At 44.7% G+C, this 20,637-nt stretch carries 19 protein-coding genes and 1 tRNA gene; 4 read left to right on the top strand and 16 right to left on the bottom strand.

Features of this window, described 5'->3' with window-relative positions; all coding sequences use genetic code 11:
- Nucleotides 1-126: 126 nt before the first annotated feature.
- The 13 genes from gldG to GL182_RS03985 form a co-directional block, all read right to left on the bottom strand.
- Nucleotides 127-1,809: a gliding motility-associated ABC transporter substrate-binding protein GldG gene (gene gldG / locus GL182_RS04045; protein ID WP_163378261.1), complete on the bottom strand. Its 1,683-nt coding sequence runs from the start codon at nucleotides 1,807-1,809 to the stop codon at nucleotides 127-129.
- A complete protein-coding gene (gene gldF, locus GL182_RS04040) occupies nucleotides 1,802-2,524 on the bottom strand; it encodes a gliding motility-associated ABC transporter permease subunit GldF (protein ID WP_163378260.1) in 723 nt (240 codons plus the stop codon). Before gldF ends, gldG begins: the two co-directional genes overlap by 8 nt.
- Before the next feature lie 3 nt (nucleotides 2,525-2,527).
- Nucleotides 2,528-3,436: a gliding motility-associated ABC transporter ATP-binding subunit GldA gene (gene gldA / locus GL182_RS04035; RefSeq protein WP_163378259.1), complete on the bottom strand. Its 909-nt coding sequence runs from the start codon at nucleotides 3,434-3,436 to the stop codon at nucleotides 2,528-2,530.
- A 240-nt stretch (nucleotides 3,437-3,676) separates the two neighbouring features.
- Nucleotides 3,677-4,876 (bottom strand): phosphoglycerate kinase, encoded by a 1,200-nt coding sequence (locus GL182_RS04030; RefSeq protein ID WP_163378258.1) that lies wholly within the window; start codon nucleotides 4,874-4,876, stop codon nucleotides 3,677-3,679.
- 37 nt (nucleotides 4,877-4,913) lie between these two features.
- Nucleotides 4,914-5,876, bottom strand: a complete 963-nt coding sequence (locus GL182_RS04025) for an L-threonylcarbamoyladenylate synthase (protein ID WP_163378257.1) — start codon at nucleotides 5,874-5,876, stop codon at nucleotides 4,914-4,916.
- Nucleotides 5,876-6,589 carry a tetratricopeptide repeat protein gene (locus GL182_RS04020; RefSeq protein ID WP_163378256.1) on the bottom strand — a complete coding sequence of 238 codons (714 nt, stop codon included), beginning with the start codon at nucleotides 6,587-6,589 and terminating at the stop codon, nucleotides 5,876-5,878. The genes GL182_RS04025 and GL182_RS04020 overlap by 1 nt, the downstream gene beginning before the upstream one ends.
- An 82-nt stretch (nucleotides 6,590-6,671) precedes the next feature.
- Entirely contained in the window at nucleotides 6,672-7,223 is a 552-nt protein-coding gene (locus GL182_RS04015) for an NUDIX hydrolase (protein WP_163378255.1), read from the bottom strand.
- Between the two features lie 6 nt (nucleotides 7,224-7,229).
- Nucleotides 7,230-7,817: a hypothetical protein gene (locus tag GL182_RS04010; RefSeq protein WP_163378254.1), complete on the bottom strand. Its 588-nt coding sequence runs from the start codon at nucleotides 7,815-7,817 to the stop codon at nucleotides 7,230-7,232.
- Entirely contained in the window at nucleotides 7,814-9,736 is a 1,923-nt protein-coding gene (locus tag GL182_RS04005; protein ID WP_163378253.1) for an ATP-dependent DNA helicase RecQ, read from the bottom strand. Before GL182_RS04005 ends, GL182_RS04010 begins: the two co-directional genes overlap by 4 nt.
- Before the next feature lie 68 nt (nucleotides 9,737-9,804).
- On the bottom strand, nucleotides 9,805-11,781 hold the full coding sequence (locus tag GL182_RS04000; RefSeq protein ID WP_163378252.1) for a ComEC/Rec2 family competence protein: 1,977 nt from the start codon (nucleotides 11,779-11,781) through the stop codon (nucleotides 9,805-9,807).
- A gap of 157 nt (nucleotides 11,782-11,938) precedes the next feature.
- On the bottom strand, nucleotides 11,939-12,505 hold the full coding sequence (locus GL182_RS03995) for a DUF3575 domain-containing protein (protein ID WP_240469564.1): 567 nt from the start codon (nucleotides 12,503-12,505) through the stop codon (nucleotides 11,939-11,941).
- A 43-nt stretch (nucleotides 12,506-12,548) separates the two neighbouring features.
- Nucleotides 12,549-12,998 carry a GNAT family N-acetyltransferase gene (locus tag GL182_RS03990; RefSeq protein ID WP_163378251.1) on the bottom strand — a complete coding sequence of 150 codons (450 nt, stop codon included), beginning with the start codon at nucleotides 12,996-12,998 and terminating at the stop codon, nucleotides 12,549-12,551.
- Nucleotides 12,995-13,957 carry a PhoH family protein gene (locus GL182_RS03985; RefSeq protein ID WP_163378250.1) on the bottom strand — a complete coding sequence of 321 codons (963 nt, stop codon included), beginning with the start codon at nucleotides 13,955-13,957 and terminating at the stop codon, nucleotides 12,995-12,997. Before GL182_RS03985 ends, GL182_RS03990 begins: the two co-directional genes overlap by 4 nt.
- 100 nt (nucleotides 13,958-14,057) lie before the next feature.
- Here GL182_RS03985 and GL182_RS03980 point away from each other — a divergent pair, with 100 nt between their 5' ends.
- Together GL182_RS03980 and GL182_RS03975 are read left to right on the top strand one after the other, a co-directional pair.
- Nucleotides 14,058-14,834, top strand: a complete 777-nt coding sequence (locus GL182_RS03980) for an S-adenosyl-l-methionine hydroxide adenosyltransferase family protein (RefSeq protein ID WP_163378249.1) — start codon at nucleotides 14,058-14,060, stop codon at nucleotides 14,832-14,834.
- A gap of 159 nt (nucleotides 14,835-14,993) precedes the next feature.
- Nucleotides 14,994-15,077, top strand: a tRNA-Leu gene (locus tag GL182_RS03975).
- A gap of 261 nt (nucleotides 15,078-15,338) precedes the next feature.
- Here GL182_RS03975 and GL182_RS03970 read toward each other — a convergent pair.
- Together GL182_RS03970 and GL182_RS03965 are read right to left on the bottom strand one after the other, a co-directional pair.
- Nucleotides 15,339-16,430, bottom strand: a complete 1,092-nt coding sequence (locus GL182_RS03970; RefSeq protein WP_163378248.1) for a Fic family protein — start codon at nucleotides 16,428-16,430, stop codon at nucleotides 15,339-15,341.
- 101 nt (nucleotides 16,431-16,531) lie between these two features.
- Entirely contained in the window at nucleotides 16,532-16,993 is a 462-nt protein-coding gene (locus tag GL182_RS03965) for a hypothetical protein (protein ID WP_163378247.1), read from the bottom strand.
- A 966-nt stretch (nucleotides 16,994-17,959) separates the two neighbouring features.
- Between GL182_RS03965 and GL182_RS03960 the strand changes: the two genes are divergently transcribed.
- Nucleotides 17,960-19,663 (top strand): asparagine synthase-related protein, encoded by a 1,704-nt coding sequence (locus GL182_RS03960; protein ID WP_163378246.1) that lies wholly within the window; start codon nucleotides 17,960-17,962, stop codon nucleotides 19,661-19,663.
- 177 nt (nucleotides 19,664-19,840) lie between these two features.
- Here the strand turns inward: GL182_RS03960 and GL182_RS03955 are convergent, their stop codons facing one another.
- Entirely contained in the window at nucleotides 19,841-20,008 is a 168-nt protein-coding gene (locus tag GL182_RS03955) for a hypothetical protein (protein ID WP_163378245.1), read from the bottom strand.
- Between the two features lie 163 nt (nucleotides 20,009-20,171).
- On the opposite strand from GL182_RS03955, the gene GL182_RS03950 reads away from it, so the two are divergent.
- On the top strand, nucleotides 20,172-20,435 hold the full coding sequence (locus tag GL182_RS03950; protein ID WP_163378244.1) for a hypothetical protein: 264 nt from the start codon (nucleotides 20,172-20,174) through the stop codon (nucleotides 20,433-20,435).
- The last annotated feature ends 202 nt before the right edge of the window (nucleotides 20,436-20,637 follow it).

The raw sequence follows: 20,637 nt of genomic DNA, 5'->3' as shown, positions 1-20,637 counted from the left end.
ATATTTGATTCCACTCAAACATCCAATGGATTTAACAGGGTAAAGTTATAAATAAAATCATAAAAGCCCTCATCAGGAATTGAATTGATGGTATAAAATTAACCTGATGGAGCCAATTTTCCTTGCTCAGTGCTTTTCATATTTTCTTTTTCTGAAAACAAATTGCAGATACCCCAGTAAAATGATCATTGCCACCGGAAAAAATATATTGATAGATTGCCATAGTGTTTTTTGCTGACTGATTTTTACTTTATTCAGGGGCCTGATTTGAAATTCCTTTCTTTTAGCCGCCATGATGCCATCCGGATCCACCAGGTAGTTTACCGCATGCTGTAAAAACTCCCTGTTAGCCATGACATTTTCTGAATAGGGATTGGCTCCCAAAGGTACCGGCGTTTTTTCGCTGGGATCTATCCAGCTTTTGACGATATCTGCATCTCCGGCTACCAGAACCCTGCCAAGGTTGCCTTCAGGAATAAAAGCGGCTTCATCAAATTCCTGAGGCACGAACCTGTTTTTGAAAAAGGAAGTGAAATTGCCCTCCAAAAGGTAGACCAGCGGAAGGCTCCCTGTAGTAAAGGAAGTAACATCAGGTTCTGAAGACATGTCTTCAAAGGCCACCCTTACAGGGGAACTGAGCTTTTTACTATAATTACTGCTGAATATCAGGGGTGTTTTGCTCACCCCATCTGCCTTTACGGTATCCAAGGTACTTGCAAAACGAAACTGGACCTGATCCAATCCCTTGGTTATGGGATGATCGGCCATTTTGCCCGCCTGGATGTAAAACGGCCAGGGAAGGGAAATGATTTGAGACTGGTCTCCAAACTCCCCCCCAACCACGGGATGGTACCCAAAATTGAGATCCTGTATCAGGTCCCGGTTGATCCGGATACCATATCGAAACAATAAATCATCCAGTCCTGTATCGAAAGGCATGGCTACCGTACCCTCTCCTCCTGCTTCTTCCAGATTTACCGCCATCTGGTCTACAAAAAACAACAGGTTTCCTCCATACATCAGGTATTGGTCCAGGAGGTATTTTTCCCGCTCCCCATAGGCTTCCTTCGGACCGGCTACCAATAACACTTCGAAAGACAGGAGGTCTTCTACTGATTTGGCCTGGTCAAAAGGGACTTTATAAACCTCGTAATCTTCATTTAATGCCTCTACCATGCCATAGCCCTCATCTTCTTCCATTTCTCCCTGCCCGATGATGACCCCCACCGCCCTTTTGTCCCGGGTGTAAAGCCTCTTTATGGCTTGGCTGATTTCAAATTCCAGGTTTTCTATCGATAAATTGAGGATTTCATCCGGCCCCATGCCCTTTTCGCCTTTCAGCAGTAAAACCCCCAACTCATAGTCTGCACTTCTGAGCACAATCCCGGGAAAAATCATCTTTGTGGTTTGCGCTCCGTTCTGCGTACTGTGAAGATTGGTAGGGTTAATCCCATAGGAAGCAAGCTCCAGGATATACTCCTCCCTGGCAGATTTGTCCATTTGCAAGGGGTCATTGTAAACAATATTGATGTCCTCATTGCTGTAGGATCGGAATATGCTCAGGGTTTCTGTGATGCCTTTCTGAAAACGCATCATCCCTGGGGGCAAATCCCCATTCAGCAATACCTCTACTTCCAGGGGACTATCCATATTGGCCAGTACTTCCTGGGTAGCGGCACCAATAGTATAACGACCTTCTTCGGTCAGGTCCAGCCTGAATTTCCACCATTGCCCCATGCCGGCAACCAGCATCCAAATGAGCAGGATGGCCAACAGCCCGAAAACAATATGTTTGTTGTTCCTATTCATGCCTTCCTATCAAAATCCAGGTAAATATCAGCCAGGTCAGCGTCATCCCAAAAAAGTAGAACAGGTTTTCTGATACGATGACTCCCCTACCCATTTGTTCATAATGAAAACTGATCCCCAAACTCTCCAGCGATACAGCCCATTGGCCGGTGGTAAGGGCAGCCAGGGCTCCAAGCCCTCCATAGAGCAAAAAACAAATAAACACCGAGATTACAAATGCCACGATCTGATTGGAACTGAGGGAAGAGCTGAATAATCCAATGGCTGCAAATAAAGCAGCCACCAGCAACAGACCAATGTAAGACCCAAAAAAACCGGCACTATCAATATTTCCGACCGGATCTCCCAACTGCACGATACTCATATAGTAGATCATTGTAGGCAGAAGGGCAAAAAGGATCAGGACCAGGGATGCAAAATATTTGGCCAAAATGATTTGGTGGCTCCTCAAGGGAGAAGTTTTGAGCAATTCCCAGGTTCCCGATTTTTTCTCTTCTGCCACCATCCTCATGGTGATGGCAGGAATCAGGAAAACAAAAACAAATGGGGTATAGCTGAACAACGGATCCAGGTCTGCATACCCATAATCAAGTACACTGGTCCCTGGAAAAACCCAGACGATCAGGCCCAGGGCAACCAGAAAGATACTGGTAATCAGGTAGGCGGAAAGGTTGCTGAAAAATGCATTTACTTCTTTAAAGAAAAGGCTCAACATACCTTAGTTTTGGGTTAATCTGTAAAACACAGACTCCAGGTTTTTTTCCTCTTGTCTGATACTAATTAAATTTAAATTTCTGCGCTGCACCATTCCCAAAAGTTCCTGTCTTAATTTTTTTGGGTCCTTGCAGACGAACTCCATCCTCCCGGGCTTGGAATGGGCAAAATGACTGTAGGCCATTCCTTCCAACCAGTCAGGTTGGATTTCCTCTTCCGTCTCAAAAATAAGTTGAGAATCGTCCTGAGTGGATTTAAGGTGTTTCAACAGGTCCTGAGCAACGATCCTGCCTTTGTGAATGATCACCACCTTGTCACAAAGTGCTTCCACTTCCTGCATGATATGCGTACTGAGGATCAGTGTTTTGTCTTTGCTTACCTGCCTGATCAACTGCCTGATTTCTGACAGTTGATTGGGATCCAAACCGGAGGTAGGTTCATCCAAAATGATGATTTCAGGTTCGTGCAGCAGGCTCTTGGCCAGGCCTACACGCTGTTTATACCCCTTGGATAGCAGCCCGATTTTTTTCCCACGTTCGGCCATCAAGCCGCATTGCTCCATTACTTTCTGAATCCTTTCCTTAAGGAATTGCCCTTTCATCTGGTATAATCCTCCCATGAAGGAAAGGAATTCGGCAATGTACATATCGGGGTACAAGGGATTGTGTTCCGGTAGGTACCCTATCAATTTGCTTACTTCCCTTTGGTGCTTATTGACAGCAATACCATTTATCAACACTTCTCCTGCATCAGCCGTGAGGTATCCGGTCAGGATTTTCATCGTCGTAGATTTACCGGCCCCATTTGGCCCCAAAAAACCAAGCACCTGTCCCGGGTTGGCCTGAAAACTTACTTCTTTCAAAACCTCTTGATGACCGAAACGCTTTGAAAGTTGATGAATGGAAATGGACATAACAGCAAATTAAGCTAAAATCTATGGGATAAGTTACACTTGCCGTGTGGAGGCCAATAGTTTCAACGGATTATCCTGACATAAAAACGCATACCAGAGCTAAATCTTGCTTACTGGTTACCGAAAAATCAAACAGAGGCTGATTATGATCTGAATTTTTGTACTCCCTTTTTTGAACAACCCTTTCGAAGCAAGGGAGACCCACACAAATACCATGAAACAGCCTCTGAAATTTAAATCTTAGGGCTCAAGCGCTTTGACTCCGGGTAGGACCTTGCCTTCCATGAGTTCGAGTAGGGCTCCTCCGCCTGTAGATACGAAAGAAACACTTTCTCCAAACCCAAATTTATTCACCGCAGCCGCAGAATCTCCTCCTCCTATCAAGGTAAAAGCTCCTTTTTCGGTAGCTGCAACAACTGCCTCAGCTATTGCCTTGGTACCTTTTTCAAAACTACTCATTTCAAATACACCCATGGGTCCATTCCACAGAACGGTTTTGGAAGAAAGGATTACTTCAGCGAATTTCTTTCTGCTTTCAGGACCAATATCCAGTCCCATCCAACCCTCCGGGATTTCACCCTTGCGGGCCGTCCCTTGTTCTGCATCATTGGCAAAGGCTTTGGAGGTGACAGAATCCTCCGGTAAAAAGATGTTTACATTCCTTTGCTTTGCTTTTTCGACCAGCTCAAGGGCCAATTCCATTTTATCCGCCTCCAGCAAGGAATCGCCAATATTACCACCCTGAGCTTTGGCAAAAGTATAAGACATGCCGCCACCAATAATCAGGTTGTCTACTTTGTCCAGCAATTTATCAATCAGCAATATTTTATCAGAAATTTTCGCTCCTCCCATTATCGCTGTAAAAGGTCTTTCCGGAGCTTCCAATACTTTTTCCGCATTTTTTAATTCAGCACTCATCAGGTACCCGGCGACTTTATCATTGAAAAATTCAGCCACTACTGAAGTTGATGCATGGGCCCTGTGGGCAGTTCCGAAAGCATCATTGACATAAATGTCTCCGAGCTTGGCTAATTTTCCGGCAAATTCCTTATCGCCTTTTTCCTCTTCCTTGTAAAACCTGAGGTTTTCTAAAAGCAAAACATCACCGGGATTCAAACTGGTAGCCAGTTGGCTGGCTTCATTTCCAATACAATCCTTGGCAAATTTGACAGATACCTCCAATTCCTTATTCAGCTCGGTGATGATGTGACGAAGGGAAAATTTATCTTCCGGACCAGATTTGGGCCTACCCAGGTGGGACATCAATATCACCGCACCACCATCATTCAGTATTTTTTTGATGGTAGGTACTGCTGATATGATTCGGGTGTTATCCGTAACGTTGAATTTCTCATCCAGTGGCACATTGAAATCTACTCTTACCAGGGCCTTTTTACCCTTAAAATCAACATTATCCACAATTTTAATTCTATTATTCATAAGTTGTAGGTTTAAAACTTCGTCAAAAATAAGCATTTTATTTGGCAGAAGCCCGTCTCAAGCGGTCATTTATGGCTTTGCCCAAATGAATTTCCGGCAGCTCTTCGGCAAGTATGATTTCCACTTTTGCCCTATCCAAAAACCGCATCCCCTGGAACAGGTTTCTCGCAGCTTCATCATAATCTCCTGCCGGGCTCAAGGCAAACTGTAGCTCCTGTGATAACTCCGGAAAAGACCGGTTAAAGGAGAGCACCGCAAAAACAATTCCTTTCTGCCGATATTTGGTCATTAATTCGTCCAGGTTTCCCAGCACCATGGGTATTCCGGGGGCATAATGGCTCTTCAGCATACCCGGAGATTTGGGGTTGCTGCTGGACTGAGGCAAGATCAATACTTTTCCAACCGCGGATTCAATGCGGTCTACCGCTATTCCGCCAAGCCGGTAAATGATCACCTGACCCTGCTCCATTCCTACAATGGTACTTTCCAAACCCACCTCACAGGTCCCCCCATCCAATATATAGGGCAACTTATCCCCAAGCTGGTCCTGCACATGAAGGGCTGAAGTAGGACTAATATAGCCAAAGGGATTGGCACTCGGTGCTGCCAGGGGAAAATCCAGGGATTGTAACAGCTCCCGGGTCAAAGGATGCCTGGGAACCCTGATTCCTACCGTATCTAAACCACTGGTTACCAAATCGGGAATCATCCCCCTCTTGGGCAATAGCAAGGTCAAAGGACCCGGCCAAAACTTACTGGCCAGTTCCTCCAGTTCCTCAGGAACCTCCTTCACATAATCACTTAGCTGTGTCTTATCCCCCAGGTGCACAATCAACGGATCGAAGCTCGGCCTCTTCTTGGTTTTAAAAATGGACAATACGGCTTGTTCGTCCAGGGCGTTTCCAGCCAGACCATAAACTGTTTCTGTGGGTATGGCTACCAGCTTCCCGGAAGACAAGAGGGCAGCCGCTTTTTCAATGTCTTTTCCTATCTCTGCCATTATTCTTCACAGAATTCATCTATCCATTCTTTGGCCTGGGTATAACCCAGGGAAAGGGCCATTTTCAGTTGGGTACAACCAGCTTCCTTATTTCCCAAAGCACTCATTTCAGTGACTCCAAGCAGGTAATAGGCAGCGGCATTTCGCTGATCTAAACTGACCACCTCATTAAGGATGCTGATAGCGGTAAGTGGATCGTTGTTACCCAATAGCGCTTTTGCTTTGTTAAAGAGTACCCGGGTGTCCCCGGGATTTGCCCGAAGTGCCAAGTCAAAGTCTACCAATGCATCATCGTACATTTCCAGGCCCAATAAAGCCAAACCCCGATTGTAATAGATATCCGGCTGATTGAAATCCAGGCCATTGGCCATGTTGTAATCATACAAGGCTTCTTTGAAGGACTCTTTTTCCATCAACGCATTTCCCCTGTTAAAATAGGGCTTATAATTGGCACTATCCAGATCAATCGACCTGGAAAAGGAATCTATGGCCTCGTCCCATGCTTCCATTTCAAAAAATGCCACGCCTCTGGCGTTCCATGCAGTGGGATTATTCTCCTCTATTTCTACCACACGGTCAAAATATTCAATGGATTGCTGATACTCCTGCTTTTCCAGGGCAGCTACACCGGCTTCAAACAAATCCTCTGCCGAAGGCTGACAAGAGGTGATGAACAATAAAAAGACGAAATATTTTAAAAGGTACTTGTGCATTTTAAATTTTTTGCAAAGATAGGGATTCCCGGGTGTAGAATCCCCATAAAACCTGTACAAAAACCAAAAGCACCCGTGAAGCCTACAATAAAATTTCTGACCGGCTGGTTTTTTCCAACATCCTTAGGATGGAACCTTCATAGCCGACCAATTCGGCCGTCATGTCAAATCCCACCCAGGCAAGATCTTTACTCTCCGGGCTTATGACCAAAGGTTCATCCATTTCCGCTTCTATCAAAAACCGGACATCATAATGGAAATGTTGGGGATCTTTGGCATTGGCTGGAATGATGTGTCTGTCCAGGTCAAAAATAAAACGATCCACCAAACGCAGAGAGGTCAGGCCGCTTTCTTCCCTTGCCTCATTCATGGCTACCTCCAACAGGTTTTCGTTCCCATCAGCATGACCTCCGAGTTGTAGCCACTTGTGTAATTTGCGGTGTAATGTCAAAAGGGTATGGGTCCGCCTTTTATTTACAATCCAGGCGGAAGCTGTAAAATGTCCCTCTTTTCTTTCTCTGCTAAAGGCCATGGGGTCATCCAGTAGTGCCAAAAAATCAGGCACCATCACTTTTTCTTCTTCGAAAGGGGTCCTGTAATTGCCAATAAAACTTTTTAGAAGTATGCTATCCATATATTTTTAGTCTGCTTTGAATAATTGATCCATAAACCGGTCAAAAGGTGCTGCTTTGAGGTATAACCTGTCTGCATAAACCGTTACCAACACTTTCAGGAAATTGGGTTTATTGTTGAGGTAAATTTTTTCTAAACTAATATTACCAAATAACTGATCTATTTTGTTGTCCAGGTCTGCTGCTGATAGAGGTGGTTTAAAATAATATTTTTCTGTCACCCTTACCAGGTCATGTACTTCCTCTATTTTCCGGTCCAGGCTTACTCTCCTATAACCCATCCCCAGGATTTCCTGACCCAAACCAATAAATATCCTGGAAAAATCAGCTTTGCTCAGGGGTGCCTGGAAACTCACCGCAAAACCATTGGCATAAGGGGACTGGAGCACATGTACCTCAGGGGCTTTATTGACGCCGGCTTTTTTTAAATGGTAATTGTCATAAATACTTTTTAAGGCGGCTTTTCCTTCCGAAGAATTCATCCAGCCCAAGGCCTTGTCTTCCTCTTCTTTGGGAATGGAGAAATTCTCCCTGATGGCCACCTTACTGTTTTTTCCGGGAAACAGACCGCCCAACAAATCTTCAATAAATTTCATTTAATTCTGATTTTACCATTTTCTCCAGTGGCAATTAAGCCTTCATCCTCCATCTCTCTGATTAAACCCACGGCATGCTCGTCCAGCCTTTCTCCGGCAAGATCAAACAATTCCTCTAAAGAAAACGCTTCTCCCTCCGCTAAAGTTTTAAGTATTTTTTCTCCCAGTCTCTTATTCAGCTTATCCGCTTCCTTTTCTTTCTTCTTTTGGATACAGGTGTCACAAATTCCACAAGTTAAATCACTCTTTTCCCCAAAATAATTCAAGATAAAGGCTGTTCGGCAAATTTTATCATTTTTTGCATAAGCAACCATTTTCTCTGCCTTTTCCTTGGCTCTTGCTCTCCTCAGGCCTATCCTTTTTTTGTCCAGGGGCAGGGATCCTGCATCCAGTCTGGGAGTAAGAAAGGTCACCTGCGGCTGGTCCTTCTTACCGGAGTAGGCAGCCAAACCAAGGTCCTCCAATTTTTGCAACATTTTACCCACCTCCTTTTCAGGGATCTGAAGCAGCTGGGCAATCTTATTCTCCTGAATGCGGATGTAATTGACAAACAACTCTCCTCCGTAAAGCCTGAGCAACAATTTGATCAAAGGGTCAAGGGAAGCGTAGGCTATCTGGGCTTCATAGATCTTCGTCTGAGAGACCAGAAAATGCAGCGAAGAGGGCAAAAAGACACTTTCAGAAAATAAGAGTAAAGCCTCTTCCTGCAAAACCTTTATGGCATTGTAAGCCAGCTTGACATCTAAATCATAGGTATTGGCAAAATCCAGAAAGTCAAAATCGAAACTACTCATTTGGGCACTTCCCACGGCAATGCGGTAATAATTTGCCAGGCATTGGTACACCCGCTTGATCAATTCCTCGGGTGGGTAGGCATTTTCTGCCATCTCTGTAAGCCCCAGGCAATCTTGTTCACGAACCATCAACACTGCGTAAGCCTTGATTCCATCTCTTCCAGCCCTTCCTGCCTCCTGATAATAATTTTCAAGATTTTCAGGTAGATCAAGGTGTAAAACTACCCGTACGTCGGGTTTATCTATTCCCATTCCAAAGGCATTGGTAGCCACCATCACCCGGGTCTTCCCCTGTATCCAATCCATTTGCCTTTGGTTCCGGACACTTTGCTCCAGCCCGGCATGGTAGTAGGTGGCCGATATACCCAATTGCTGCAAATGTCCAGCGGTCTCCTTGGTTCCTTTTCTGCTTCTGAGGTAAACAATGGCACTCCCCGGAACCTTCTGCAAAATAGCCACGGCCTGCTCCAGTTTGTTTTCTGCCCAGCGGACCACATAGGATAGATTGGATCGCGCAAAAGACTGGACAAAAACTCCGGGATTTTTCAGGTTGAGTTTTTCTAAAATATCTTTCCTTACCGTTAAAGTGGCGGAAGCAGTTAGCGCAATGACCGATACCTTCGGGGCAAGTTCCCTGATTTTTACGATTTCCAGGTACGCCGGCCGGAAATCGTAGCCCCACTGTGAAATGCAATGGGCCTCATCCACTGCTATCAGGTTGACCTCCATTTTTTTGAACCGCTCTATAAATATTTCTGTCTTGAGGCGCTCTGGAGAAACATAAAGGAATTTATAATCCCCATAGACACAATTGTCCAGCAGGGTGTCGATTTCCCGCTTTCTCATACCGGAATGGATCGCCATGGCCTTGATGCCTCTTTTACGCAATTGATCTACCTGATCCTTCATCAAGGCGATCAAAGGACTGATCACCAGGCAGATACCTGGATTCATCAGGCCCGGCACCTGAAAACAAATGGATTTACCTCCACCGGTGGGCATCAGGGCCAGGGTATCCTGCCCCCGGGCAGCGGACAGCACGATCTCTTCCTGCAAAGGCCTGAAATCCTGGTAGCCGAAATGCTTTTTCAGCGTGGCAATTGCCAAAGTCTTCAATTGATCCATTCCTGTAAACAAAGGGATTTTCCCGTTGATGTTAAAATTTCCTTTAAATTAATTCCCTTCCCTGCCAATCACAAGGATGCCCGCCTATTGTTAAGACTTATTTTCAGGGCTGCCTTTGGCAGTGGTTCAGGGAACTTTGCTGGTTCATACCTGCGCCAGTTTCCTGCTTCCCAACGGTGAAGTTCCATTCCCCTCCTATCTATGGGCAGGTGGGTTTCCTTGTCCAATGCAAGGTGCCGCCCACAGGGCAAGTCCAGGTGAAGTTCCCTGCCTTTATCCCTGACGAGCAAAAAATGCCGGGAAACACCTGTGATTTTGATCCTGTGGGGAAGGATTTGATAATTAAAATCTCCGGGATTGACCTGCCATGCCAGGGCATACAACTGTCCCTGATAAAAATAATCCACTGCCATGCCCTGCTGCAGTTGGTAAATGACCAGGTACTGTTGATTCATCCTTTGGAAGCTGGTATATATCCGGTATCCTGAAAACAAAAACAGACTGATAAAAACCAGGACAAGTGCCTGCTTCTTCCTGGTCTCAACCAGCATGTAGATAAAAAATAACAAGGACCAGATCAAAATCATTTCCGGAAGTTGAAAATACAAATGGTCGATTTTAGAGAAAGGCAAATGCTGCAGGCTAAAAATTCCAAGGTTTAGCAGTTGCAGCGTAAGGTCCAGCAAATATCCCATCACAGCAGCCAGTAGGGGAAAGGAGGACAATAACAAAAAAGGAATACCCAATGACATGACCAGAAAAGCTCCGGGGATGGCCATAAGGTTGGACAGCATAAAATAGGTAGGAAAAACATGAAAATAATGAATGGCCAAAGGGAAAGTGGCCAATTGGGCGGCCAGGCCCACCGTGAGTATATCCCAGAAATAACTGAGCCATTTAGATTCCGGATACCAAAGCCTGGCAATAAAGGGCTGAAAAAGAAGTATCCCCAATAAGGCCGCATAACTCAACTGAAAGCCTACCGCATAAACCAAAAAGGGATCGTAGACCAGTAGCACCAAAGCGGAAAGGGCCAGGGGGTTAAAAATAGAGGGGCTTCGGGATTTTATTTGCGCCATGGAAATAAAGGTAAACATGGTAGCGGCACGCAAAACGGATGGTGACAGGCCCGTAATGGCGGCATAAACCCAAATCAGGATCACGATCATACCCAAAAAAACGGCTCTCTTGTAGCCCTTCATCCGCTGGGGTTTAAAGAAAAGATAGAAAAAACCATAGATGATGCCTACATGCAATCCCGAAACCGCCAGAATGTGCATGGCACCTGCAGTTGCGTAAGCGTCACCTATATCCTCATCCAGGTCTTCTTTTTGCCCTAAAAGCAGCGCTTTGCCAATCTGTACGGCTGCCGCATCTCCGACATATTCCTGTACTTTCTGTTCCAGGTGTTGCCGCAAAGCCAATATCCCTCCCCGCCAAAAGGACAATTCTTCTCTGGCGATCAGGTTGAAGTCTGTATCAATGAAGTGAGTATGGTAAATTCCTTTCCTGGCCATAAAAGTGGCATAATCAAACGTTGCCGGATTTTTGGGAGGGGCAATTCTTTGCGGGGCACCGGCTATCATCAGGACAGCCCCAGGTTCCAAAGCAGCTGTTGAGCGATGGTAAATTTGTACGGTTCCCTTTACCGCTTCCCATCCGGCAGGGGTCTTTACGGCTGCCACTTCCACCAAATTCCCAAAACTATTTGCCTTTTTCTGATCTGGCTCCAATACTTTGGCCAGGTAGCCGGATATGTTTTCCTGATGGATGAGGTGCCGGGGGTCATTGTTGGCATCATGCATTGCCGCCACACTTATACCGGCCAAAAAAAGACAGCCATATGCCAAAACAGGCATGGCGAAATAATAGGCTTTTCTGAGTGCTGGCCGATATACCAGGGACAAAGCCGTAAAAATTGCCCAAAAAATCAACAGGTAAATAAAAAATGATTCGGGCTGAAATGGACCCCAATACGGGTACACCAGCACTCCTAAAACAAAGAACACCGTGTACCTGACGAACGGAAATTCATTGAACTTCATAAAAAAAGTGAAAATAAAACCTAGGCACTTGTTCCCCGAAGCTTCCAACAGCCTTTTCGGAACCATGGACACCCTCCATAACTTCCGAAAAAGTTAAGGAAAATAATTAAAAAAATCAATGTAAAACACTGAAGTTCAATTCAGTATTGAGGTATAATCAAAACCTGAACCCTATGCTAAAGCCGGCATTGAATTCTACAGGATCAAAACGGTCGCTCACATCACTATTGAATCCACGGGCAATATTTACATAGGGACCCAGGGCAAATTTATCGTTGTGTACCCATTTGTAGCCGGCGCCAAAGCCAATCATAAAGCTATTCAGGTTGGTTTCAATCAATTGATTGTTTTCCCCAGTCTCTGAAAAGGTACCATTCCGGTATTTCAAAAATGGCAATACATAGAATCCTGAGGGATCGGAAGCTGTGACAAAATAATAGTTATAGGAGAGCATAAAACTGGTGGCATTGAATTCCTCCCCCTCCCCGCTGTCAGAAACGTAGGAAAACCTGTCCATAAACATCAACTCCAGGCCCAGGGATTGATTCTGATCCAAGAAACGCTCATAGCCCAATTCAAGTGACCCGATAACAATGGTGTTGACGATATTGATTTTGATTTCATTTTCCGGCAGGGTGGGGTCTGTCAGGTTCTGGGAAAAAGCAGGCTGACAAGCCATTCCAATCATTGCGATAAAAACCAAAGTAAGCTTTACATGTCTCATTATAAAAGTAACGATTAAAAGGTGTAATTGAATAACTTGTTAATTATACTTTATTTTCGGGCAAAAGTTTCATCAGGTAGTGATCGATATTGCATTCCACAAACAGCTCACCGGATTTTTGAAAGCCGGATTTTTCATACAGCCCCATGGCTTGTACCTGACCATGCAGGTAAATGGTCTTTCCCTGGCTAAGGGGATGTTTCCTGATATCGGCTAGCACAGCTTTTACCAGGGCATCACCAATGCCTTTTCCCCGGAATGGCTTCAGGACAGCAAAACGCTCCAGCTTAATGCCATGGTCTGTAAATCTCCACCTTGCCGTCCCTGCTTCCTGCTGTCCCTGATAGGCCAGAAACTGGAAGGCATCCTGCTCAAATTCATCATATTCTTCATCAGGAGCCACTTGCTGCTCTATTACAAATACCTGCTCTCTTATCCTGAAGGCTTTTTCCAGACTGGCCTGGTCTGTGATTTTCTTTATGGAAATACTCATTTAACCTGTTTTTCTTCCAATTCACTCTTTTCGTAGGCTTCAATAATGGATTTCACCAGTCGGTGCCGGACTACATCCCTACCCGAAAGATTGACCACCCCAATTCCCTTTACGCCATTGAGTATGCGCAAAGACTCCCTTAATCCAGATTTCTGTTTTAGTGGGAGGTCTACCTGGGACTGGTCTCCATTGATGATCACTTTGGAATTGGGCCCCATCCGGGTCAAAAACATTTTGATCTGTTCACTGGTGGTATTCTGGGCTTCATCCAGGAGCACAAAGGCGTCGTGCAGGGTTCGGCCCCGCATATAGGCCAGCGGGGCAATTTCTATCACCCTGTTTTCCTGATAAAAGCGCAACTTTTCTGCAGGGACCATATCCCCCAGGGCATCATAGATGGGCCTGAGGTAGGGATCCAGTTTTTCCTGCAAGTCACCGGGAAGAAATCCCAGGTTTTCTCCCGCCTCCACTGCCGGACGGGTAATGATGATTCTTTTCACCTCCCTGTTTTTCAATGCCCGGACAGCAAGGGCCACGGCAATATAGGTTTTGCCCGTACCAGCAGGCCCCAGCGCAAAAACCAGGTCATTTTTATAAGAAGCATCTACCAGTTTTTTCTGATTTGGCGACTTGGGCCGGACTACCAGACCTTTGTTGCCAAAAAGTATGATATCATTTTTGGTTTCCACCTGGCTGGGAGGGGTGCCTTCCAGGGCTATATATTCTTTCACATTGTCCGGAGTGACCTGGCCAAACCGGTTAAAATGCTCCAATAGCATGTTGAGAATATCATTGATTTTTAGAATTTCCGGGGCCTGGCCCTTGATCCTGATCTCATTGCCCCTGGAAACAATTTTGCTCTGGGGAAAGGCAGCCGATATCTGCCGTATGTTTTCATTTTCCGATCCAAGGAAGTCCAGGAGGGAAATGTTTTCCAATGTAATGACTTTTTCTACCAATATATTTTCTTCTGTTTACCTGATTCTAAAAACAAATTTAAAATGCTTATTTTTGTTTATTAATTATACAAAAGTACGAATTTTTAATTGACTTGCTTGTATGGCATTGGTAACATTCATATCAGATTTTGGAAACGCAGATTACTACGTACCAGTGGTAAAGGCCAAAATGTTATCCATCAATCCACAACTCTCTATTGTGGACATCAGTCATGACATTGCCCTCTATGACATTGCCCATGCTGCCTTTGTACTCCGTGCAAGTTATAACGAATTTCCCAAGGGGACTGTTCATTTGGTGGCCCTGAATACCACCAGCAGCATCACGGATGGTTATATTGGGATCAAATTAAACGAACACATCTTTATAGGTCCAAACAATGGGGTACTGAGCATGCTGGCCGATCAGGATCCGGGAATCGTAGTGAAATTTTCAGATATCCATATCAGGAACAGCAGCTTTCCCGCCAAGGATATCCTTGCACCTATTGCTGCCAAGGTAGCCAGTGGAGCAGCCATTCATGATTTTGGCGGGCCGCTTCAGAACATCAAAAAAATGATGAGCAGGCAATTTAAAGCCAGCAAAAAGCAGATCGTAGGCTATGTGGTACGCATAGACCATTACGGCAACCTGATCACCAACATCCCGAAGGAGGTTTTTGATAAACTCAATCCGGGCAATTTTCAGATTGCCTTTGGCCGTGAAACCCTGGAAAGTATCCAAAAGAATTACGATGAGGTAGAGCCCGGAGACTGCTGGGCTTTTTTCAACAGTCTGGGGTTATTGGAGATAGGCATCAACCATGGCCACGGGGCGGATTTATTGGGTTTAAAATACGACAGCCCGATTTTCATTAATTTTGAAAGTCAGGAATAGCCTGCCTGACCAATGGAAGCCATCTGTGGCGATGGGCTGGATTTGCTGGTAGGTAAAAAATAAAATATTCAGGTTTTAAGGCGGTAAAAATTTTGTTTGAGAAAAATTCTTTGCCCATATTTGCATCCCGTTCGGCGAGGAACGGGATTAGTTTGAAATGCCTTGGTGGCGGAATTGGTAGACGCGTTGGTCTCAAACACCAATGAGGTAACACTCGTGCCGGTTCGACTCCGGCCCAAGGTACAATTTAAAGGCTCCTTCTTGGAAAAGACGGGGCTTTTTTTGATTTTAGACGCTGGGGGGAAAGTTTATTCTGATGTAGCGGAGCGGAATCGGAAATTTCGGCTCTGGTTTCAAAAGTCTGATTGATAGCAGACTTTTTTCTAGCAAATCAGATGCGTTCTTTTGTAACTCATCCGTGAGACACAAATGCTGTAGCATCTCATAGAAGCGAAAATATGAGACGCAAAATACTTTATAGCTATTTGATGAGACACAAAATCACTACTGGTTGACAATTTCCAGCAAAGGTTCGAAAACATATAAAGAGGGACGCCTTCCCGCTCCTTTTTCAATGCATTTGATCAAATTATTTGCCTCCATAGCAACAAGCAGCCTGGAAGCAGATGCTCTCGGAACTCCTGACTCTTCGTAAAATCTCCCACTGTTGAATACTGGGCGATTGAAAATAAAGTCAAGACAATTTACTGCAAATTGCGAATGGGTTGCAATTACAATTTTCTCCTTCATTGACTCATAAAGTGCCACTATTTGCCGGATTTGATCGTTATTCTTCTTAGATTGGCTAATAATCGCTCCAAGAAAAAATCTTATCCAATTAGTCCAGCTTCCTGAATCTGTGATATCTTTCAGCGCATCGTAATAATCCCTTCGATGATTCTCTAAATAATCTGAAAGATAAAATACGGGTTCCCGGATAATATTTTTATCAAACAAAAAAAGAGGAATTAGAATCCTTCCAATCCTTCCATTTCCATCCAAAAATGGATGTAGTATTTCAAATTGGGCATGGATAATTGCCAACTGTACCAGAGGGTCTTTTTCTTCGAAGTGGATGTACTTCTCCCAATTACCCAAACCATTGAGCATATCTTGGACTGTTGGGGGAACAAATCGTGCTGTCTCAATCGTGCTGCCAGGGGCTCCAATCCAATTTTGGATTCTCCGGAATTCTCCAGGAGCTTTATTTTCGCCACGGACATCTTGCATCAATACCGCATGCATCTCACGAATCAATCTAAGAGACAAAGGAAGCACCTCTAATCTGGATTTGGCTGTAAAGAGTGCCTTTCGGTAATTTATAATTTCTCTAATATCACCTTGTTTTTCAGAAGACTGTGCCTTATCTGCCTCGTACTCTAATACTTCTTTTAATGTCGCCTGAGTACCTTCTATTTTTGAAGACAATACCGCTTCTTGTGTCCGAAGCAGAGATAGCAATACCTCAGGATTTATGATCGATTGAAGTAAGCCGTCATATCGGGTAAGTTGCCGATTTGCAGTACTGAGTAAATCAACCAAAGAAGACCAATCTAAATTGGTCAAGGGAAGTTCTTCGGGTTTATAAGGTTTCATTTTTATCTCATCTATGCACTACAAGATAGCTTTTCATCTTATAATTACCAAGATATGAGACGCAAAGTGTGGAACGAAGCCAAAAATCCTCCAATAGAAAGCTACGCATCATTGTCCGCAGCGAAATCGTCTATGTATTTTAGGCAGGAACAATATTCCTTAAAAACGCATTCCTCCGGAGAACCGGAGCAGTAATCAAAGGACATAAAACCCTCGCTAACGATGGCGGTTTTTTGATTAAGGGTGTCTATCGTCATGGTATAGGCAATGGACAGGGGAAGCGCTTTCGGAAGATCAATATCCAGGTTCCAGGAAAACATCATTTTTTTGAATGCTTCCAGGACCAATGTCATATCCGCTTCCGATAGCTGTTCGGCAAGAGGGAATTCAGCGGCTTTCAACCCACAATAATGGCCAAAAGTAGTGGTCGGCACCTCGGAAAGCCAGCGTTCCATTGCTTCAAATTCCTCCTCGATGCTTAGAACAGGTTCTTTTTGCAGGGAATCCCGGTCTCGGTGGGCCCTGGCGATATCTTCCAGCAGATGGGGGATGTAAGGATGCATGGTTCAAGATACATTGATTTTGTGTAATGCGCAATAGCTCAGGTTCCTAACTGCTTTAAGTACCATACGTTATACGCTAATTTAACCCTCCTTTTCCATTTTGTCCAAAGTCTCCGAAAGCTGCGACCAATTGTCCTGGTCAAAAAACAACCAAATCAAACCGAATGGATGCTTCTCTTTCTGGGCTTTCTTACGTTTGGTCATCGCTTCTGCGAAAAGGCGTAAAGGATCCGCTTCATCCCTTTTGACAATACCCACGGAAATGCCACGCTGCAAGGAACGGGGAAGATCCGATCGATGGGAGGAGGTTGCATCGGTAGTATTCTAAGGCCAGACAACCACAGACAGGTTAATAATTTATGCCTTACTTTTGCTCTCCAGCAGGCCTATGTCTGTTTCCGACCGGCATGGAAAAATTCAGAGCAAAAAGGCCGCAACAACCTGTCAATATTCCCAGACATCCTGGCCGTACTCGTCATCTCGCTTTCTTCCAAATCGATTCGATTACCCAGAATCACTTGTACCCCCCTTGCCGGTATTCCAATGAATGGCAAACCGTTTTCGAAAAAAAAGATCACCGTACACCTGGCTTTTGGAGATACACCGAAACAGATACCAAACGGAGAAAACTAAGTTCAAATCCTTCCCCACAAAAAATCCCATGCGGCCATTTTCACCGATGGGATCAATAATCAGCTTGAACCTGTCGAAACGCTGGATTATTAGGAACACGTAAAACGTACGGGTGAACCCTCTTCAATAGTTTATGCATAGAGAAAAAAACCTACCTTGATTCAAAACGCAATGCATGCCATTTCTCCGGAAGGTCTGCTGTCTTTAACTTAAAAAAAATCGTTTTACATTCTTTTTTTGGAATTTAAAATACATTTTTATACCTTTAAAAACATTTTCAACCGAATCAAATTAAATTTTCTAGCACCGCTACTGGTTCACCTTTTTCCAATTATGCTCGGATTATCTTTATTTTCACACGAAGACGGATGGGAAAATTCCGCTTCTACACATACTGTTTTGTTTTCCAATGAACAATTGGCCGTAACGGTAAACAGCACGTACGAATATCCCTACAGCATTCGTAGGACGGCAACGGATACGGTCCTGGTTTTGGAGGGTAAAGTCTACGATCGGCCCACTTCGGCGCTTTTCGACGGTATTCAGCAACTTCTCAGCTCTGAGGATGAACTTGAGAAATACCTTTTTGATGTGGATGGGGAGTTTTACCTGTATGTAATAGATCTCCAATCCCATACCGTAAAAGTGTTTGGGGACCACCTGAATCGCCTGCCCCTTTACTACGGCAGCCGCAACGGAAGATGGATTGTATCGCGGGATATTCGATTTGTGCAAGGGTATTTACAGGCTCCAATAAATCCGCTACATCTCGCCGAATTCCTCGTTTTTGACTACAACCTGTCCACCCATACGCTTTTTGATCAGGTCTTCCACCTCCAACTCTCCGAAAAACTGCTTTTGGACGTCAAGGCAGGCAAGATCACCGCCACTGAAAGGAGTTATTCCTATGATTTTTCCGCCAAATCAATTTCCCAGGTAGATGAAGTTGCTTTGGATGGCATGGCCTCGGTATTCCTTACCGCATGCAAGCAACGAGCTACGGCACAAAATATCCTCTCACTCAGTGGCGGTATGGATTCTCGATCGGTAGCCGCCGGACTGCACAAGGGAGGAGCGCGGGTTACGGGAGTTACGTTTGAAGATGAGGAAAAATCGGCCACCACCGATGTGGTGATTGCCCAGGAAATTGCAGCTAGCTTGCAGCTAGACTGGCAAAAAATCGGTTTGAGTACCGCCAATTTCAGTGAGGACATTGCCGAAACCATCCGGTTTAAAATGGGAATCCAACCTACGCGGTACTATTATTTGAACCAATTTTGCCGAAAAGTCTTTGATCGATACGGTGGGAACATTACCTTTTTTACCGGCGACGGAGGGGATAAAGTGTTTCCCGATTTAACAAACAACATCAGGTATTCGGACAACAAAAAGTTGGTTGACTTGATTCTTCGGGAGAATTACGAGTTTTCCCTGCCTGAAGCGGCCAAACTAACGGGTATTGATGTAAAAAAACTTTCGGATTACATCTACCAAACCTTGTCAGATTTTCCAGGAAAAAACAGCGGGGACAAACACGCGTATTTTCTGCTAACCTGCCGGATGAAGCGGTATATCTTTGAGGGAGAAGATAGAAACAGGCGTTTTTTCTGGGCAACCACGCCCTTTTTAAGTAGGCCTTTTTTCGGTATAATGAGCAAAATCGACCGGGAAGTAAAGATAAACGACGACTTCTACAGGCGCTTTATTGCGAAGCTTAACGAACAAGTAGCAGAAATCCGGGACGAAAATTATTCCAGTGGAAACGTTTCCGTAAGTAAAAATTTCTACCGCTTTGTGAAAAATAAGGCCAACTCGCTGCTAAGTAGAAAGCGCAAGGAACAACTCAAAGCCTTATTTGAAGGAAGAAAGGCCTCGAAAACCGTCTCTCTCTACAAAAACCTCATCCTGGAATGGGAATCAAATGAGGTACCGGTTGACATGAAAGTGGTTCGAAAAAAGATCAATAACTATAGTTTGGGTCAATTGTCATTGATCGCAACAGCCCTAATGGTCAGCACCATCGTAAATAAGCAATGATTCTCAACCCGATAGCACGCTTTCCGCTGAATGCGGCCCGCATTCAAAACACCCTGCATTCGGTACAAGAAACCACCACCTGCATCCATCCAACTTGGATCCTGTCAGCTTCGGAGTGTCGGGATCCCTTATTTTGCCTAAAGCCTGACGGTACCGGTACCTGAGCTAACCCGGTACTTATACGAATCTCCTGCCTCCGAGCGAATACCGCTTCGTGGCAAATCCCAATTGAGGCAACAACCGCAGGGAAGCGACTATATGCCTGTCAAACCAGCGCAGGGAATTTCTCACGACCGCATCCCTATTCCCTCTGGCGGGCACCACCTGCATCTCGACGCCAGACATTACGGATAATTTATGTAGCAAAAGCTGTCTTTGGAAGGGTACGCTCCTGGGAAAGCCAATAAAAGAATGGCTTTTCCTGAGTTTTGGCTCTGCTTGCAATGGACGAACCGTCGCTTTTTGGTGGAAACCCATATCGCCAAGCATTCCGGGGCTGGAAACACAATTGAAAAAATTGCTCCGGGAATTTGAAAGCCTGGACCCGGAAACCGTCGAATTCAACCACTACTACCAATGTCCTGCTTTTTTCAGTGAATTTGCTATTCTTAATCGAGCAGAATTGGCTATGAGCGCACAAATAGAGACAGCAAGGCTTGAGGCTTTTTCATCAGGTAAGGAAAAACCTACGGAGGAAGAAGCAAAAAGATTGGAAAAAGCCCTTCAGGAGCTTGCCGCCAGGCTAATAAAAACCTCGCTGATAATTTCGTGAATAAATTAATGATACTGCCTGGGAATACTGTATAGAAAAGCTACCCAATCCACGGCCCGGGAAAACTCTCCAAATTCATCAGAAAACTAACGAAATCATTTCCATTGACAACAACATCGACCACACGGGATTTGCTTTTTTCCGAATCGATTTGATTGAATTTTTTTTCGCGTATAAGGACATCAAAATCGGCATAAAGAAG

Source organism: Cyclobacterium sp. SYSU L10401, from assembly GCF_010993705.1.
Taxonomy (GTDB): Bacteria; Bacteroidota; Bacteroidia; order Cytophagales; family Cyclobacteriaceae; genus Cyclobacterium.
The sequence above is the reverse complement of the archived record's forward strand: the minus strand, read 5'-3'. Positions and strand labels throughout refer to the sequence as shown.